The sequence below is a fragment of the Nitrosomonas sp. genome (genome assembly GCF_021731985.1).
Classification (GTDB): domain Bacteria; phylum Pseudomonadota; class Gammaproteobacteria; order Burkholderiales; family Nitrosomonadaceae; genus Nitrosomonas.
Window position 1 is genome coordinate 89,839 of sequence record NZ_JAKFWH010000062.1, and the last position, 17,103, is coordinate 106,941.

At 44.6% G+C, this 17,103-nt stretch carries 21 protein-coding genes; 16 read left to right on the forward strand and 5 right to left on the reverse strand.

All coding sequences use genetic code 11. The features are described from left to right. Positions 1-2 precede the first annotated feature (2 nt). Positions 3-752, reverse strand: coding sequence for a 3-deoxy-manno-octulosonate cytidylyltransferase (locus QZ942_RS08975; RefSeq protein WP_292994802.1), 750 nt, complete (start codon positions 750-752; stop codon positions 3-5). Positions 753-1,034: 282 nt separating this feature from the next. Between QZ942_RS08975 and QZ942_RS08980 the strand changes: the two genes are divergently transcribed. The 9 genes from QZ942_RS08980 to QZ942_RS09020 all read left to right on the forward strand — a co-directional run bounded on the left by QZ942_RS08980 (position 1,035) and on the right by QZ942_RS09020 (position 8,837). Continuing rightward, positions 1,035-2,300 (forward strand): hypothetical protein, encoded by a 1,266-nt coding sequence (locus QZ942_RS08980; RefSeq protein WP_292994862.1) that lies wholly within the window; start codon positions 1,035-1,037, stop codon positions 2,298-2,300. 64 nt (positions 2,301-2,364) lie between these two features. Next, positions 2,365-3,132: an FkbM family methyltransferase gene (locus QZ942_RS08985; protein ID WP_292994804.1), complete on the forward strand. Its 768-nt coding sequence runs from the start codon at positions 2,365-2,367 to the stop codon at positions 3,130-3,132. Positions 3,133-3,207: 75 nt separating this feature from the next. Further along, complete coding sequence (locus QZ942_RS08990; RefSeq protein ID WP_292994806.1) at positions 3,208-4,323, forward strand: glycosyltransferase family 2 protein; 1,116 nt, start codon at positions 3,208-3,210, stop codon at positions 4,321-4,323. 170 nt (positions 4,324-4,493) lie between these two features. Beyond that, entirely contained in the window at positions 4,494-5,687 is a 1,194-nt protein-coding gene (locus tag QZ942_RS08995) for an O-antigen ligase family protein (RefSeq protein ID WP_292994808.1), read from the forward strand. Between the two features lie 7 nt (positions 5,688-5,694). After that, positions 5,695-6,663 (forward strand): class I SAM-dependent methyltransferase, encoded by a 969-nt coding sequence (locus QZ942_RS09000; protein ID WP_292994810.1) that lies wholly within the window; start codon positions 5,695-5,697, stop codon positions 6,661-6,663. A gap of 34 nt (positions 6,664-6,697) precedes the next feature. Beyond that, positions 6,698-7,381: an O-methyltransferase gene (locus QZ942_RS09005; RefSeq protein ID WP_292994812.1), complete on the forward strand. Its 684-nt coding sequence runs from the start codon at positions 6,698-6,700 to the stop codon at positions 7,379-7,381. A 171-nt stretch (positions 7,382-7,552) separates the two neighbouring features. Beyond that, positions 7,553-7,807: a DUF2024 family protein gene (locus tag QZ942_RS09010; RefSeq protein ID WP_292994814.1), complete on the forward strand. Its 255-nt coding sequence runs from the start codon at positions 7,553-7,555 to the stop codon at positions 7,805-7,807. Between the two features lie 101 nt (positions 7,808-7,908). Further along, a complete protein-coding gene (locus QZ942_RS09015) occupies positions 7,909-8,424 on the forward strand; it encodes an invasion associated locus B family protein (RefSeq protein ID WP_292994816.1) in 516 nt (171 codons plus the stop codon). A 68-nt stretch (positions 8,425-8,492) separates the two neighbouring features. Beyond that, a complete protein-coding gene (locus tag QZ942_RS09020) occupies positions 8,493-8,837 on the forward strand; it encodes an arsenate reductase family protein (RefSeq protein WP_292994818.1) in 345 nt (114 codons plus the stop codon). A 95-nt stretch (positions 8,838-8,932) separates the two neighbouring features. On the opposite strand, the gene rplS is transcribed toward QZ942_RS09020, so the two are convergent. The 4 genes from rplS to rpsP are packed head-to-tail and all read right to left on the reverse strand — an operon-like array spanning position 8,933 to position 10,975. Continuing rightward, entirely contained in the window at positions 8,933-9,367 is a 435-nt protein-coding gene (gene rplS / locus QZ942_RS09025) for a 50S ribosomal protein L19 (RefSeq protein WP_292994820.1), read from the reverse strand. A 24-nt stretch (positions 9,368-9,391) separates the two neighbouring features. Further along, on the reverse strand, positions 9,392-10,162 hold the full coding sequence (trmD, locus tag QZ942_RS09030) for a tRNA (guanosine(37)-N1)-methyltransferase TrmD (protein WP_292994822.1): 771 nt from the start codon (positions 10,160-10,162) through the stop codon (positions 9,392-9,394). Between the two features lie 11 nt (positions 10,163-10,173). Further along, positions 10,174-10,686 carry a ribosome maturation factor RimM gene (gene rimM, locus QZ942_RS09035; RefSeq protein WP_292994824.1) on the reverse strand — a complete coding sequence of 171 codons (513 nt, stop codon included), beginning with the start codon at positions 10,684-10,686 and terminating at the stop codon, positions 10,174-10,176. Positions 10,687-10,708: 22 nt separating this feature from the next. Beyond that, positions 10,709-10,975: a 30S ribosomal protein S16 gene (rpsP, locus tag QZ942_RS09040; protein WP_292994826.1), complete on the reverse strand. Its 267-nt coding sequence runs from the start codon at positions 10,973-10,975 to the stop codon at positions 10,709-10,711. A gap of 180 nt (positions 10,976-11,155) precedes the next feature. Between rpsP and QZ942_RS09045 the strand changes: the two genes are divergently transcribed. The 7 genes from QZ942_RS09045 to QZ942_RS09075 all read left to right on the forward strand — a co-directional run bounded on the left by QZ942_RS09045 (position 11,156) and on the right by QZ942_RS09075 (position 17,057). Then, on the forward strand, positions 11,156-12,442 hold the full coding sequence (locus QZ942_RS09045) for a (Fe-S)-binding protein (protein WP_292994828.1): 1,287 nt from the start codon (positions 11,156-11,158) through the stop codon (positions 12,440-12,442). Between the two features lie 113 nt (positions 12,443-12,555). Then, positions 12,556-13,182 (forward strand): 2-polyprenyl-3-methyl-6-methoxy-1,4-benzoquinone monooxygenase, encoded by a 627-nt coding sequence (gene coq7 / locus QZ942_RS09050; RefSeq protein WP_292994830.1) that lies wholly within the window; start codon positions 12,556-12,558, stop codon positions 13,180-13,182. Between the two features lie 84 nt (positions 13,183-13,266). Beyond that, entirely contained in the window at positions 13,267-13,830 is a 564-nt protein-coding gene (locus tag QZ942_RS09055; protein ID WP_292994832.1) for a YqgE/AlgH family protein, read from the forward strand. A gap of 12 nt (positions 13,831-13,842) precedes the next feature. Next, positions 13,843-14,328 (forward strand): Holliday junction resolvase RuvX, encoded by a 486-nt coding sequence (gene ruvX / locus QZ942_RS09060; protein WP_292994834.1) that lies wholly within the window; start codon positions 13,843-13,845, stop codon positions 14,326-14,328. Next, entirely contained in the window at positions 14,309-14,815 is a 507-nt protein-coding gene (gene pyrR, locus QZ942_RS09065; RefSeq protein WP_292994836.1) for a bifunctional pyr operon transcriptional regulator/uracil phosphoribosyltransferase PyrR, read from the forward strand. Before ruvX ends, pyrR begins: the two co-directional genes overlap by 20 nt. Beyond that, positions 14,812-15,771 (forward strand): aspartate carbamoyltransferase catalytic subunit, encoded by a 960-nt coding sequence (locus QZ942_RS09070; protein WP_292994838.1) that lies wholly within the window; start codon positions 14,812-14,814, stop codon positions 15,769-15,771. Before pyrR ends, QZ942_RS09070 begins: the two co-directional genes overlap by 4 nt. 11 nt (positions 15,772-15,782) lie before the next feature. Next, complete coding sequence (locus tag QZ942_RS09075; protein ID WP_292994840.1) at positions 15,783-17,057, forward strand: dihydroorotase; 1,275 nt, start codon at positions 15,783-15,785, stop codon at positions 17,055-17,057. Positions 17,058-17,103: the final 46 nt, after the last annotated feature.

Below are 17,103 nucleotides of genomic sequence, written 5' to 3' on the forward strand. Positions count from 1 at the left end.
TCCTAGTAGCGGGTGAGTAGTGGATCTGATTCCATCAATTTCTCGACACGCGCGAGATCCGCCGGGGTATCCACCGCCTGGGTATTATATTCGGTGTGCACCATTTTAACCTGGAAGCCATGCTCAAGCAGGCGCAACATGTCGACCGACTCCAATTGCTCAAGCGGCGTAGGTGTTAAGTTGGTGTATTGAAACAGCGTGGCACGGCGAAATGGGATAATACATACTTGCTTATACGCAGCGGTATCGGCAAAGCCGGTTTTGGCCAATGTCGGGATCGGGCGGCGCGACATGTACAGGGCGTCGCCTTGCTGATTCATGACTACTTTGATGGTGTTGACGTCCAGATAATCGGCTTCGTGATCAATTTTGCGCACCAGATTGACACAACCCAACTGCGGATCATGTTTAAACGGTGCCACTGCAGTATCAATCATGTTCGGGTGTGTCATCGGCTCATCGCCTTGCACCATGACGATTAAATCCGCATCCAGTTGGGTGACGGCTTCGGCTACGCGATCGCTGGCGCGTTCGTGCGTATCGGCGGTCATAATCACCTGCGCGCCAAAACCTTCCGCAATTTGCCGGATTTCTTCATCGCAGGTAGCAATGTAGGTAGCATCGAGCGACTTGCTCATGGCGACGCGCTTATAGATATGTTCAATCATCGGGCGGCCCAATATTTTTGCGATGGGTTTGCCGGGGAAACGTGATGAACCCATGCGGGCGGGTATTACAGCGATTGTTCTCATTGAATTGTCGTGTGGTTGATTAATATTTACGCGTATAAAAAGCTACACTCAGAAGCTACTTGCTGATTATCAGGTTTTTCTTGTTTCTTGGGCAATACTTATTGTTAAATTTAACGGTTTTCTTGCATGCTGTGATTTATCCCGAAGCGGATATGGCCACGTTGCTGGTAATTGAATAATTGCAAGAGTAGAATGAGCGCGCTTTACAGAGTCTTCTGTTTAAACTGGGAAAATAATAGAGATGCTGCCTGTCCTGAATATTTCTGAAACCCTATCATGGCTATGAAAGCCCTTTTCTTTCTTCGACATTATAACGATATTGATCATGTTACCCCGGTCATTTATAAGTGGATTGGATCGGGTCACCAATGTGATGTAGTACTGATTGGTTCAACACAATTCCGTCGTGATTTTCGCATTAAATATTTAAGCCAACTCGAAGGCGTGCGTGTCGCGCATATGAAGGAGCTGTTTCCGCTGGCTGAGTATTTAAAATGGCGCTTGCAAATGCTGATGTTGACGCGCAATGTCCGGCGCATAAAAATGATAGGCCGGCTGGCAGAGAAACTTGCCGATCGTTTTGATGAAAAACAGCGCGAACCGTTGTGGCGGCATACCGCTGAATTCCTGTTGAACAGATGTTTTGGTGATGCGGGCAAGGGGGTTGTGGCGTTTGACTGGATTGAGCGGAATTCGGTGATTTGTGTGGAATGGGTTGAAGTAGTGGTAGCGATGGCGAAAGAAAGAGGCCTCGGTACGGTTTCCTTGCCGCATGGTGATAGTCCGCATGCCAGTCAATTGATTCGCCGGGGTGAAAGACACTTGAAGCCCGATATTACATTTTCGGCAGCTAAGATATTTGATCGGGTGGTGGTGCCCAATGAGTTATGCTCCATCCGTTTCCGTCCGTTTCTGGAAGGCAATCAACTTGCCGTATTAGGCTCACCGCGATATTGCGAAGAGTGGCTAAAAATACTTGCGGGATTGATGCCGCCTTCGCCACTTGTCCGTTCGGATAGCCGCCTTAAAATTGTCCTGTTCCTCAGAAAATCCAACTTTACGACATTTTGGGAAGAAGTGGGTGAAGTGGTTCATATGATTGCTGAATTTCCCGGTGTGGAATTGATTATCAAACCGCATACGCGGAGCGGCTGGAAACAATCACTGACCAAAGACAGTTCGATCAAGCAATTGCCTAATGTGCGTGTTGCGAGCGATGATGCGCATTCGGTGCATTTGATGAATTGGTCTGATGTGATTATCGATTTGGCTACTTCGGTGGTATTTGAAGCTGTCAGGGCAAAAAAGCCGGTATTGGCAGCGGATTATTTAATTGCAGCCCGCTCGGCTGTGGCTTATTTCATGCCGGAGACAGAGATGAGATGCCGCGATGATGTGTATGAGAAAATCAATTATTTTTTAACTAATGGTTGTGACTCTTTCTATATTGAAGAACACCGGCAGCGCTTTCTAAAGGAAATGCTGGATTTTCCGGATGCCGACGTACTGCCCCGTTATGTCGCGTTACTTGAACAATCAGCAAGTTGAGCTGCTCTCTTCTCTGCCTTATAAGAATCAAGGCTTACCCCACTAACTTCGAAAAGTGATCATGATGCTGGCCAAAGATATATTAAACGAGTTGATTGTGGCGGCATATAAACTTAAAGGCGGGTATGCAGATGTACAGGTTAGAGATCAACGTATTCTAATTTCAGTCGATCATTTGCGCACACTGAATCGTGCAAAAACATATTCGATCAAAGAGCCGGATACGCTGGATTGGCTGGATAGCTTTGAACCCAATTCCTGCTATTTTGATATTGGCGCCAATATCGGCCAATATTCTTTATATCCGGCCAAAAAATATGGCGACAAAATTCAAGTTTATGCGTTTGAACCACAAAGTAATAATTACTACGCACTGAACAAAAATATTTTTTTTAATAACCTCAAAGAAAATATTTTATCGTATTGTGTTGCGGTTTCCGGGAAAAGTGAATTTTCCAAATTGTATATTCCTAAATTTATCCCGGGTGGGAATCGATCGCAATTTGGAAAAGAAGAAGACATTGAGAACTTGAAAATGTCTGCCACGCACATTCAAGGAATGTTTGGTGTGACGTTAGATGATTTATGCAGTAAGTGGGGATTCCCCTATCCGAATTATATCAAGATCGATGTCGATGGCATCGAGATTTCCATTCTTAAAGGCGCAGAGTCTGTATTGGCACACTCGGCGTTGCGGTCTGTCATTATCGAGTTAGGTACGGATGAGGAACAGACGAAAGCAATTGCTTTAATGAAACAGGCCGGTTTTGAAGTGAAACAGCGATCAACCCGGAACTGGGGGGAAGCGTATCTGATCTTTGAACGGATCTAACCTGCCAGTGCTTATTTGCATCTCTTCATGTTTTTGACGTAATCGGATGGTTGCAAGAACGTTTACCTACAATTTATGAATACACCCGTTGCGCCATCCGTTGATGTCATCATACCTGTCTATAATGCGCCAGAGTTGACAAAGCGGTGTATTGATTCTGTTGTCACTAATCTGAGTCGGTCAATTAGGACTATTTATGTTCAGGATGATGCATCAGACACAGAAACTTGTGCGATGCTCGATCACTTGTGCTACCAGCAACTTCATGTTTATCACGCGCCAGAAAATCAGGGGTTTGGCAAATCTGTCAATGACGCGGTGGCACGTTCGGATGCCGATCTGGTGCTCGTGCTTAATTCGGATACCGAAATTCACGAAAATTTCTTGTCGCTATTGTGCCAAGCTTTTGAAGCTGATCCGGAACTGGCGGTTATCAGTCCAGCGCATGACAATTTCTCCACGTCTAAACTGGATCGCTATCAACGGCAGTCGGGTGGTTATGTTGCTACGTATCGATTCCAGGGATATGCTTTTTTAATCCGGCGCACTCTATTTACCACAATAGGTGGATTTGATGCGCAATTTGGCCGAGGTTATTTTGAGGATACAGACTTGGGACGCCGATTGATTCGGCACGGATGGCGTATGGGTGTGCATCCGGATGCATGCATCCATCATGCTGGCGGCGCATCATTTGGACGTGGCCGATCGTATCGGTTATTGGCAAAGCGCAACCGTGCATTATATCTTTCGCGTTATCCTGAAGCACGCCGCAATATTCTGTTGGTTTCGGGCCCCTATACATTGGCTGATTTATCTGTGCAGCTAACAGATTCGATTGAGCAGGTATTGCGACAAGGTGGCGGCATTCATTGGCTGACACCCTCGCCATTGCCTCAGTTATCTTGTTTGCAGATGCGTAACAATCCAGCAAGTATCAAAATGGCAATCAAACTGATGCTGCGTGGCCGGTCTCGCGCGGATAGGCGCATATCTGCGGTGTGGATTTTGCCAGGTACACCCGTATTGTTGCGGATTCTATTGGCACTTTTTGTGCGTGTGCGCAAATTGGAAATGCGGAAATGGGAAACGGGGCAGTTTGAATCTGCCGAACGTTTGATAGACTCGCAGCAGAATTTTTCAGCGAAGCCCATTCTGAAGCAGGAGATTACTAAAGGAAGTTCTGATTAAGTTGATTACATTCACGGTTCGACAAGCTCACCACGAACGTAATCAATATATTACCGTTCGTCCTGTCGAAGGACTTAATCAGAGCTTTCTAAACAGAATCCAGAATAATTGCAATGTCCAAACTATTCAGATTTAAAACGGTTTATTGAAAACAGCCCTCTATTGGTTTTATGCCAGCTAATATTACGCGTCAAGAATTGTTGATCAGGTTTGCGCTAGTTCTCCTCTGCCTGGGATTCTGGCGTAACGAGGTGAATTATGTTTCTTTCCCTTTGCTTGGAATCGTTTGGGTACTAGACGGCGGTTTGTATCGATTGAATCAGGTGATCAAAGAACCTTTTGTGCAAGCGATTCTTTTGTTATGCACGCTTTTGCTCTTAGGGTTGTTATGGAGCGAGCTGCTGGGAAACGGAAGAATGAAATGGCTAAAGTACTTTATCTTATTGATTTTTATTCCATTCTACTCGCTGTTAAATAGAGAGCGCTTACCCTGGGCGATAGGTGGGCTGGCGATAGGCTATTTGGGTGTTCTGTCTGTGGGGATCTATCAGTGGCTTGCCATGGGGGTTCAGGGTATTCCGCTCGTAGGCATGTCCTATCTAAGTTTTTCAGCCATGCTTGGGGTTGGTGCAATTGTAGCAGTTGGTTTTGCTGACATGAATCAGTCCAAGAAACTAGGGATATTGTTGTGGATTGTGGCGATTGCGTTAATATTTATTCAATTTCATCAGAATGGAAGAATTCTTCTGCTCGCCACGCTAATCGCTGTATTGCTTATGGCTTTCTTACGCTACAAAATAGAAATCAGAAAATTTATAAGTATTTTAATCTCTGTGTTGATAGTCACCGCGATTTTTGCTTATAGCAGTCCTGTTTTTCAGGATAGGCTGATTCAGGCTAAAAGTGACATCGAATTGCTACAGCAAGGTAATTACAGTTCTAGTTTAGGATACCGGCTTGCCATGTGGGATGTCGGACTGCACGCTATCGCTGAGCGCCCCCTGTCGGGTTATGGAACAGGTTCGCCTGAGCGCTATTTCGACCATGCAATTTTGACGTACAAAAATGGCATTTATAAGGATTTACCGGAATTTCAGAAAACCTCCCATTATCATAATGATTGGATTGAGATTGGCATGCATATCGGTGTTCCCGGTATGCTGGCTTTATTGTTTCTGTACTGGGGCTGGTACCAGGCATTTAAGAGAAGCCGTTTGGCGATATTGGGTGCGGGACTGGTCAGTTATATTATTCTGGCAGGGTTTACCGATGCTTTTATTATTTTCAGCAGGACGCCGGTTCTTTTGCTGTTGATCACGGGGATTACCATGAGCTGGCACAGACAAGAACCAGAGAGGATTTAAGCATATTATGCAACCAGACCGGATTGGCACTGAAACAAACTCTGCTTGTTATCTGTGCGGCAAACAGGGAAAGATGGTGTATCGTAATTTAGTAGACCGGATTTTTGGCGCGCCAGGGGAATGGACATTCAAAAAATGCACAGATGCCGATTGCGGTGTTGTCTGGTTAGATCCCAGGCCGACGATTGATGAAGTTGGCAAAGCTTACCAAAATTATTACACACATGATCAAACTAATCATGCACAACAAACACGATTGGCTCGTATTGTTCGCAGCATTCTGCATACCCTGAGCATTAGTTTACTGGGATTACGTAGCGAGCGCCGGCGTTATAAATGTATGTATCTGAGTCAAACCGTACCAGGCCGTTTATTGGAGGTGGGCTGTGGCAACGGAAAACGATTGGCGCGAATGCGGGCTCTGGGCTGGGATGTCACGGGGCAGGAGATTGATCCGGTGGCCTCAGAGTATGTACGTAAGAAGGGTATCCCTGTACATTTAGGGCCACTTGAAACCATGGAGACCGCCGGAGGATTTGATGTCGTGATTCTGAGCCATGTTATTGAACATGTGCATGATCCGGTTGCTTTGTTAATGATGTGTCACCGCCAACTCAAAGAGAATGGCTTATTAGTATTGTTGACACCGAACGCGACAAGTTATGGCCATCGTAAGTTTGGTTCGGCTTGGCGTGGTCTTGAATCGCCTCGGCATATTCATCTATTTACCTGTAAGACACTGATTCGGCTTGCTCAAAAGTCTGGTTTTAGTCATCAGCATTCTTGGACAACGCCGATCGGTGCGTATGGAATTGGTCAGGGCAGCCCACCCTCAGTGGAAGCAGAAAAAGAGGGATATCAGTTTATTACAACTCGTGATGTATTAAGAGGGTTCTGGTTTCAATTGACTGCGTACTTCGTTTTTCGAGCCGATAAAAATTCTGGTGAGGAATGCGTGCTGATGGCAACAAAGTGAACAGTCTTGTTTTGATTCGTTATAGCTAAGAAGTGTGGACGATTTTCAAACTCCGGTTAGTGGTGATTCAATTGAGTTGATTCCTGTTAATCCGGAGATTGAAGACTATATGCGCAGTTTATTAACGCAAACTGACCATCCTATTCTCGTAGAAATGGAAGAATTTGCACGGCTGAGGAACTTTCCAATTGTTAATCGCTTAGTTGGCGTTTTTCTTGAAACGCAAGCGAGAATGATTAACGCAAAGCGGGTATTTGAATTTGGCAGCGGTTACGGTTATTCGGCTTATTGGTTTGCAAGAGCTGTTGGTGCTGATGGGTGTGTTATTTGCAGTGATGCTGATGCAACGAATCGTGAACGTGCAGAAAAGTATCTTTCCGCTGCTGCTTTATGGCAACGTATAGAATTTTGTGTGGATAGGGCGCAGGATGTTTTTGCACGGACTGACGGTCTATTTGATATTTGTTATAACGATGTGGATAAAGGCTATTATCCGGAGATCTGGCAAATGGCCAAGCATCGGATACGTCCCGGCGGGCTTTATATAGCTGACAATGTTTTGTGGCATGGCCGTGTAGCCATGAAGAATTGCCAGAATGTTGAGTATGATTCAACAGAAGCGATTGTAGAACATAATCGGCTGATTTTTTCTGACCCGGATTTTGATACATTTATTAATCCGACGCGCGATGGTGTCATCGTTGCGAGAAAGAAATAATACGAGCCATACTCAAGAAATGGGAACGAGCTGTTCGGATCTTCTGCCAGTATAATTCTCATGGCAGTTTAATGGATTAATTGGTATAGTTAATATCTCCCATTTGTAATAGAGCGGGCTGCTACAGTGCGCTTGTTGTTGTAATCCATATTTTTTCAAGGAAATAATAATATGCAAATTCATGTTTATGATACTTATGTTAAAGCTAAAGATGGGCATACGATGCATTTTGATGTATTCACAGCCGTGAAGGATGATCAGAAAGCTGTTGAATATGCAAAGCAATGGCTTTCTACAATTGGCGAAGGGGGCGCAACGGTCACCAGTAAGGAATGTAGCTTCTGTCATAGCCAGAGCGCACCTGCAAATGTGACTGATGAGATCAACAAGAATGGTTTCTACATTTACAAGATGGAAGGTTGTTAATTATTGTTTGTTGATTGTAAGAAATTTAGATTGAAGATGCAGCATCTTGACTCTGACCAATCACTGAAATTGTATCGATCACCATACTCAAGGTTTCCGAAATGAAGCATAAATTTAGAAAATTAATAATAGCCGGTGCTGTTTTTACGTTGTGTAACTCGGTTCAAGCCGCGGAGCCCAAATTGATTGGCGAGCACGGTGACTGGACGGCTTATATGTTTATGGAAAACAATAACAAAGTTTGCTATATGGTGAGTAAACCCAAAAAATCAGAAGGGAATTACTCAAAGCGTGGCGATGTGTTTGCTTTAGTTACGCACCGTCCTGCTGAGAAAAGTAAAAATGTTTTTAGTTATATTGCCGGTTATGCATACAAACCTGGCAGTGAAGCGACAGTCATAGTAAATAATCAAAGTTTTCGTCTTTTTACTCAGGATGACTCAGCTTGGGCTTCTGATGAAGCAACTGATAATAAAATAACGGATGGTATAAAGCGTGGAAGTTCATTGGTAATCAAGGGTGCATCAGCGCGCGGTACCGGGACAACCGATACTTTCGGGTTGAGTGGCTCATCAGCAGCGCATAAAGCAATTTCATCTGAGTGTGGCGTGAAATAAATTTATTTATTTATTGGGCTTGTACGGAATCTCGAATTTGCCTTGAGTCAATAATAACTGGAAAGTCTATGAGTGATAGGATAGTTATTTATCAGAAGCCTACCTGCAGTAAATGTAGAGCGACATTATCTCTGCTTAAAGAGAGTGGTGAAGAATTTGAATCAATCAATTATTATGAGACTCCTTTAACAATTGAAAAATTGCGAGAACTGATTCAGAAGCTCGATATGCCGGTACGTGATCTCTTGCGTAAAGACGAGCCATCGGCGGGAAACTTAAGTGCGGCGACGGACGATGAAATTATCAAAGCGATGGTGGAGAATCCAGATTTGATTCAACGTCCCATCGTTGTGCGCGGTAGTGAAGCCAGATTATGTCGGCCACCTGAGAATGTCATGGAATTGCTCAAGTAAAAGAAGGTGTAGAAAACCGTGTCTTTAAACATTAGATTCCGTACAGTGATAGCAATAGCCACAAATGTACGGAATCCTGCTCTGAACTGTGTGGACTATACAGCAGTCTCTTTCGGTGTATCCGATGAAGTGGAATTCTGCTCTGGCAGAGTTAGATTTTTATTGTTGCTACTGCGAGCAGGTAGCTTTTCACGGATACGTGCTGATTTTCCAGCGCGATCTCTAAGATAATAAAGTTTTGCGCGGCAAACTGCACCTCTCCGTTTGATTTCTATACTCGCTATCAATGGCGAATATGTTTGAAAAGTACGTTCTACGCCTTCTCCACTTGAAATTTTACGAACTGTAAATGCTGAATTAAGGCCACGATTACGTTTGGCTATCACAACACCTTCGTAAGCCTGTACACGTTTACGATCGCCTTCAACAACATTGACATTAACAATTACTGTATCTCCTGGAGAAAAATCAGGTATTTCTTTGTTAAGGCGTTTTATTTCTTCTGCTTCCAATTGTTCAATTAAGTTCATATTTTCTTCCCCTATTTGCCGATCTTACCTAGATTTACAGGATTGTTTGAATTCTTCCAAAAGTTCTTCTTCTTCAACTGTCATGCCATGTGCAAATTTTAACTCAAATAAATCAGGCCGCTTTAACCATGTTTTGCCGAGTGCTTGTTGTAAGCGCCAACGACGAATATATGCATGGTTTCCTGACATTAGTACTTCTGGTACATGGCTGCCTTTATATATCTCAGGGCGAGTATAGTGCGGACAATCCAATAGTCCATCAGCAAACGAGTCCTGATTTGCGGATTCCGGATCACCCAATGTACCTGGAATTTGTCTAACGATACAATCAATTAATACCATTGCAGCCAACTCACCACCTGAAACAACATAATCACCAATAGAAATTTCCATATCTACTTGACGCATGATTAGGCGTTCATCTATGCCTTCATACCGTCCGCAGAGCAGTATTAACCCCGGGAGCGTGCTGAGCTGTTTGACCGTTTCGTGGTCAAGCCGCTTTCCCTGAGGTGTCAGATAGGCTGTCTGAGTTTTTTCGATACCCAATGCATTTTGTCTTGCCTTAGCCTGAGTGATGGCATCTTCTAATGGCTGTGCCATCATAACCATTCCAGGCCCTCCGCCATAAGGACTGTCATCTACTGTACGATGATTGTCGTGGGTAAAGTCACGCGGATTCCAAGTGTTCAGTCGAAAGATAGCGTTTCTATTCGCTTTTCCTGTTACGCCATATTGCGTAATGGCATTGAACATTTCTGGGAATAATGTGATGACATCGCATTCAAACGCCATTGCTTGTCACCTTAATAGTCTATACCCCAGTCAACTATGATCCGAGCAAGCTTCAAATCAACTTTTATGATAATTTTATCGATAAAAGGGATGAGCGTCTCTTTTCCTTCTTGATCCATATGCTGTACGCGTAATACATCATTCGCACCCGTTTCAAACAAACCTACCACCTTACCAAGTTCCTCACCTTTTAAATTGACCACTTCAGTACCGACTAAATCTGACCAATAGTAGCCACTGTCTCCGTCTTCTGGTAAATCTGGCAATTGTTTGCGCGGAACTGCTATTTGCATTCCTTTGAGTTTCAAAGCTTGTGTACGGTCAGTGCATTCCTTGAATTTTGCGTTTAATATGTTACCGTTAATATGTCCAGTATCAACTTGCACTTCTTGCCACTCATCATTTTCTTTTCTTAGCCACCATGATGGATATTCCAGCAATCCGTCAATGTACTCAGTGTAAGGATTGATTTTTACCCAACCATGAATTCCAAAAGGGCCGATAATATGACCCATTATCGCCATCGGGATAACTGATTTATCTGTCTTAGCTATTTGCTGACGCTGCTTTGCTGGTAGAAAACTGTTTGACCAGCCGGGTTGCTGTGCTTGATAGCTGCGCACCTTGGGATTGCCAATAAGCGATCCGGTCCAGTTGAACTCGCAATGCTTCTTCTCCACCGGTAGCTCTTGGGTTATAGAAACCAACGCGCTCTATAAACCGGCCATCGCGTGCGTAGCGGGAATTTGCGACAACCATATTAAAAAATGGACGGTTTTTTGCACCACCTCTTGCCAATCTGATAATAACCATATTTTGCCTATAAGCCTGTCTATAATTATGAAGCTTGAATTGAAATAACTTTTAATTTTACAGTAGTTTCTGTAATTCTGACAAGTGATAAAATAACCATGGTCATTGCGGCTACAAGCTTTTAACTAGCGGAAATTAACAAATGCGTTAAATATACGCTTCTACAGTGGAATTGATAAATTGCTCCCAAAGTTTTCCAAAGATTTTATTATTCATGAATCAAACCAGTGTGTCTCATGCGGCTTATGCTTGCCGCATTGTCCAACTTATCGATTGCTGAAATCAGAAGCAGATTCTCCGCGTGGGCGTATCGCTTTGATGAGTGGGGTTGTTAATGGACGTATCCCTTTGAATGCGCGATTTATTCTACATATGGATCGCTGTTTAACGTGCCGGGTTTGCGAAGCTGTTTGTCCGAATGATGTTCCCTATGGTCATTTAATTGATGAAACGCGTGCGCTGATTGCGGATCAATCAGAATCTTTGGTAGTTACTCAGAAGTCAGTTGTACGTAGTGTGCTGGAAAGGCTATTGCTTACCCGGTCTGTGCGCTTAGATCGCCTGCGTCGATTGTTCTATTTCATACAGAGAAGCGGTTGGTTGCGATGGCTACAAAAACTGAGTCAGTTGGAGAAAAATAAATTATTTAAATTTATTGTGCGGCTTCCACTGGTTAAGTTTCCCCTTGCAGCGTCTGTGGCTGGGATGCGCGCTTCGGGTAATCGTTGGCAGGAGATTTATCCGGCGGAAGGCGAAAGGCGGGGTGAGGTCGGTTTGTTTTTGGGATGTGTGGCACGGATAACGGATGTCGCAACATTAAATTCGAGTATTTATGTGTTGAATCGCTTGGGCTATACCGTTCATGTTCCGCCGGATCAAACTTGCTGTGGTGCCCTGCATCAGCATAGTGGCGCGTTGAAGCAAGCAGCATCTTTGGCGCAGCAAAATACATCAGTTTTTTCTGGACTCAAGGTAAAAACAATTATTAGTGCCGCATCAGGATGTGGTGTGCAGTTGCTTGAGTGCGGAGTGGCGGATGAACATACTCAGATCGTAGATATCAGCCGGTTTCTGACTGCAGCTGAAGGATGGGAAAGTGTAGAAATAATGTCATTACCACAAAAAATTTTGGTGCATGATCCATGCAGCTTGCGTAATGTATTAAGAGATCAAGCATATCCGCGCAAATTGATTGCGCGTATCCCTGGTGCGCAAGTAGTGTCTTTATCAGGGAATGATCAATGCTGCGGTGCTGCGGGGACTTATTTCATAGATCAGCCGGAAATTGCGAGCAGGCTGCTGGAATCCAAGCTATCTGCCGTGATGGAAAGTGGTGCTCGATATCTAGTGACTTCAAACATCGGTTGCGCAATGCATATAGCCAATGGATTATACGAGAGAGGAATAGATGTAGAAGTATTGCACCCAGTTACATTACTGGCAAGGCAAATGGGTTTGGAACTATAATGAAAAAACCAGTTTTTGTTGGGTGTAGGCAGGATGAAATTTAAGTGTACCTGAATATGTGCATATCGGCCTATAATGGATACTCAATTCTATCGGTTTACGAAGTGAAGACTATGATTAATATTGATAAGCTTATCATTAGCTTTGACGGTGCTTTACGCACCTTGCTGACGCCAGCGCAAACTTTGCGATCTGTTCCGGGTAGTGATTTGCCAGAAGCTGAATTGACGGATATAGAGAAACGGCTATCGTGTGCATTAATGCGCGTGAATCACGTGGGTGAAGTCTGTGCGCAAGCGTTGTATCAAGGACAGGGATTAACGGCACGTAATGAGACAGTACAGCAAACACTGATGCAGGCTGCACGTGAAGAAACAGAGCATTTGGCGTGGACTGAGCGCCGTATCGCTGAACTGGGCGGACGTAAAAGCTTACTCAACCCACTCTGGTATGGCGGATCGTTTGCCATTGGTGTTGTGGCCGGAATGCTGGGAGATAAGTGGAATTTAGGATTCCTGGCCGAGACGGAACACCAAGTAGGGACGCATCTGGCCGGTCATTTGCAGCTTTTGCCGCATAATGACGAGAAAAGCCGTGCCATTGTGACGCAAATGAAAATTGATGAAGCCAGTCATGCGACCATGGCATTGTCACATGGCGGCGCAGAACTGCCGCTACCGGTAAAGTTCACGATGAAACTTGGATCAAAAGTAATGACTCAAACAGCATATTGGGTTTGAGCGTAACAGACATAATATTTATAATCTATTGGGCAATAAAAAGAAATCAAAGCGATCAAGCAATAAGTGAAGAAAACTTCTGCAATGAAAAATATTAATCTGACACACCATTTTTTAATCGCTATGCCAACAATGGTGGACTCTGTATTTTCCAAGACTTTGACGTATATTTGTGAGCACAATGAACAAGGCGCGCTCGGTATCGTCATTAATCGACCCACTGATCTGACGCTATTCAATCTTTTTAGACAACTTGGTATCTCGCAAACGGACTCTCTCGCAGAATCAACGCCTGTGCTTTTTGGTGGACCTGTACAACTAGACTGCGGATTTGTATTACATCATCCGGTCGGCAAATGGCAATCTACACTGATTGTCAATCAAGAAGTAGGTCTAACTACGTCACTGGATATCTTAAAAGCCATAGCAAATGCCGAGGGACCCGATCAAGTGCTGATTGCGATGGGTTATGCTGGCTGGGCTGCGGGTCAAATTGAACATGAATTAGGGCAGAATGCATGGTTAACAGTGCCAGCATCGGCGAATGTGTTATTTGATATGCCGTCCGAAGAAAGACTACCTGCTGCAATGCAATTACTGGGCATTACTAATTGTGCGAATCTATCCAATGAAATTGGGCATGCATAGATATCATTGCGGATGACAGAAAATTTCTTGGATGTGCAGCCGGAGTATCAGTCACTAGAGCAGCTTCCACAGGGGGTTGTATTAGCTTTTGATTTTGGGAAGAGCCGTATTGGCGTGGCTATTGGCAATAATACGCTGGGTATTGCGAATCCCCTCATAACGATTGATAGCGAAGTGACAGAACGGCGATTTGCTATGATTGCTCAGTTGATCGAAACCTGGCAGCCGGTTTTATTGGTGGTTGGCTTGCCCATGAGTAGTGATGGGACGACGCATGAGCTGACACAACTAAGCCAACGCTTTGCACGACGTTTGGCGGGGCGTTTTAGCATCAAAGTCATCTTGCAAGATGAACGTTATACTAGCCAAACGGCTAGTGCCGCGTTACGCGAAGCGGGTATTGCCGGAAGAAAACAAAAATCAGTGCTGGACCAAGTTGCCGCACAACAAATACTCCAATCATTTTTTGACGAACAGCATGCAATTACCAGACGCTGAGATTTTATTCAAAAGTCTCGCAAAAAAAATACGATCCGATGGCGGTAAGGATTTTGCGCTTGTGGGTATTCACACAGGTGGAGTATGGCTGGCTGAACGCCTGCATCAGGAACTAGGGATTACGCAGCCGCTAGGGACACTGGATGTGTCTTTTTACCGCGATGATTTCGATAAAATCGGCTTACATTCACAGGTTAAACCATCAGAAATACCTTTTGAAGTGGCGGGAACGCATATTATATTGGTTGATGATGTGCTGTATACCGGGAGAACAATTCGTGCGGCAATCAATGAGTTATTTGACTATGGCCGCCCTGCTTCAATTAGTTTGGCCACTTTGGTTGACCGGGGTGGCAGGGAATTACCGATTGCTGCGCAATATACCGGCATAGCGCTTGAATTGCCAGTTGATAAAATGCTGGAATTGAAACGGGAAGAAAGCGGAAAGTTAAGTTTAAATTTGTATGATAAGAGCCTTCCAGAATGATCAATAGGAATCCGCAACTGGATGAAAATGGTGTGCTGCAGCATTTGCTGACAACGGAAGGATTGCCGGCTTCTATTTTGCTGCATATATTGGATACCGCCGAATCATTTGTGGGTGTCACCGAACGTGATGTCAAAAAAATCCCATTATTGCGTGGAAAATCGATATTCAATCTTTTTTTTGAACCCAGTACACGTACACGAACGACATTTGAAATTGCGGCCAAACGTTTGTCGGCAGATGTCATCAATCTCAATATTGCAGTTTCTGCGCAATCCAAGGGTGAAACATTGCTGGATACCGTCAACAATCTTTCCGCGATGAATGCGGATATGTTTATTGTGCGGCATGCCCAGAGTGGCGCTGCTCATTTGATTGCTAAGCATGTCCGGTCTGATATTCATGTGATTAATGCCGGTGATGGGAGCCATGCACACCCGACACAAGCTTTGCTGGATATGTTTACAATCCGGCGCTATAAGCGTGATTTTCATAACTTGCGTGTGGCTATTGTCGGCGACATCCTGCACTCCAGAGTAGCACGCTCCCAGATTCATGCATTGACTACACTGGGTGTGCCGGAAGTACGCGTGATTGCGCCTAAAACTTTGTTGCCAAGAATGGTGGAACGCCTGGGTGTGCACGTTTATCACGATATGGCGAAGGGACTGAAAGATGTTGATGTGGTGATGATGCTGCGTTTGCAAAATGAACGTATGAAAGGCGCGAACTTACCCAGCCCGGAGGAATTTTTTAAATACTATGGCCTTACTCCAGAGAAATTATCTCTCGCCCGGCGTGACGCGATCGTTATGCATCCTGGTCCGATGAATCGTGGTGTAGAGATTGACTCTGCGGTCGCGGATGGTAAACAGTCGGTCATATTGCCTCAAGTTACATTCGGTATAGCGGTGCGGATGGCTGTGATGTCAATTCTGGCAGGCAATCAGGTCTAAAGGCTGTCATTATGAAAATTCATATTAAAAATGGACGGCTGATTGACTCAAAGCAGGGCATTGATTCTGTTCAGGATATTTTTATTGCGAAAGGTAAAATCATTGCAATAGGTGCGGCTCCTAATGAATTTCAGCCCAGTCGTGTTATTGATGCTAACTCGTTAATCGTGTGCCCGGGTTTGGTTGATTTATCCGTACGCTTGCGTGAGCCTGGACTGGAGTATAAAGCGACGCTTGAATCCGAAATGGAGGCGGCGGTTGCTGGAGGGGTAACAAGTTTTGCCTGCCCGCCGGATACGGACCCTCCGTTAGATGAACCGGGTCTGGTAGAAATGCTGAAACATCGTGCCAAGAATCTTAATCAGGCGCATGTTTACCCCATCGGTGCGCTCACCCAAGGATTACGCGGTGAACGTTTGACCGAAATGGCCGAATTAAACGACGCGGGATGTGTTGTTTTTGGCCAGCCGGATGGCTTGTTACCTAATTTGCGGGTGCTCATGCAGGCGATGCGGTATGCCTCTACCTTCAGCTTTAGCGTGTGGCTACGTCCACAAGAAATTAGCTTGACCAATGACGGTGTTGCACATGATGGCGAGGTGGCAACACGGCTGGGTCTGCCCACAGTGCCTGTGTGTGCGGAGACAATAGCCATATCTAATATTATTTTGTTGGCCAAAGAAACAGGGGTCAGAGTGCATTTGTGCCGGATTTCCAGTGCGGAAGGGTTAACAATGGTTCGCGCCGCTAAGCAGCAGGGTTTGCCAATGACTTGTGATGTGACGATTAATCATCTGCATTTATCTGATATGGATATTGGTTTTTTTGATTCGAATTGTCATCTGATGCCGCCACTGCGTGGTTTGAGTGATCGGAATGCGCTGCGCAATGGTTTATTGGACGGTACGATTGATGCGATTTGTTCGGATCATGCGCCAGTAGATGAGGATGCCAAATTGCTGCCGTTTGGTCAGTCTGAGATTGGTGCAACAGGCGTGGAATTATTGCTGCCATTAACTTTAAAATGGGGTAATGAAATGCGCTTGCCTTTACTTAAAGTTTTGGCAAAAATTACATCCGATCCGGCAGAAATACTGGGAATTGATGCGGGGCATCTATCTGTCGGGAGTGCTGCGGATATCTGTATTTTTGATCCGGACTATTATTGGAAAGTAACAGCATCAGCCATTTTAAGTCAAGGGAAAAACACGCCTTTTATGGGCATGGAGTTACCGGGTGGCGTTAAATATACCTTGGTAAATGGTCATATTGTTTATGAACGTTGAACGCGGCAATATCTTGTTTATCTATAGAAATAACACAACGAAATTT